Annotated in this window: 1 protein-coding gene; it reads left to right on the top strand. The window is 76.9% G+C overall.

The features are described 5' to 3' along the window. Nucleotides 1-335: 335 nt before the first annotated feature. The coding region (locus KS423_RS46840; protein WP_224285699.1) for a maleylpyruvate isomerase family mycothiol-dependent enzyme at nt 336-624 on the top strand (289 nt) is incomplete at its 3' end.

The following is a 624-nucleotide window of genomic DNA, read 5'->3' as shown; positions in this document are numbered from 1 at the left end:
GGGCACGCCGACCAGGCCGACGTCGGCGCCGCACTCGGCCACCACCCGGCGGGCGAGGTCGCCGAGCACGGCGCCCCGCACCAGCTCGGCGGCGCGCGCGGCGAGTTCGGGGTCGTCGGGTTGCGCAGCGCCGTCGACGGGTTGCGCAAAGTCGGGGTCCGCAGCCCTGGTCATCGCGGAATTGTCACACGCGGTGGAGCCGGTGGCGAGAGTCCTGACATGCGTGTTTCGTGGAGTCGCGGACGCCGGCGGGCGGCCGGACGTAAGGTGCGGCCGTGCGCTACCGGCGGGTAGCAACCGCCCGCCGGCAACTGCCTTGACCGGAAGGGGAAGCAATGACCGACCCGAACGCCCCGGGCGACGTCCTGGGCGGGCTGCTGGCCGACCTGCGGGCCGAGAGCGCGGTGCTGGACGACCTGGTCGCCGGGCTGCCGCCCGAGGGCTGGGCCCGTCCGACGCCCGCCGAGGGCTGGACGGTGGCGCACCAGATCGCCCACCTGGCCTGGACCGACGACTGGACGGTGCTGGCCGCGCGCGACCCGGAGGGCTTCGACGCGTCGCTCGGGGGGCGCTTCGCCGAGCCGCCGGCGGCCGGCGCGGGCCCGGTCGAGGAGGGAGCCCGCC

The organism is Streptomyces sp. LS1784 (assembly GCF_020103755.1).
GTDB lineage: Bacteria > Actinomycetota > Actinomycetes > Streptomycetales > Streptomycetaceae > Kitasatospora.
Note: the sequence above shows the minus strand (reverse complement) of the source record. Positions and strands in the feature narration are given on the sequence as shown.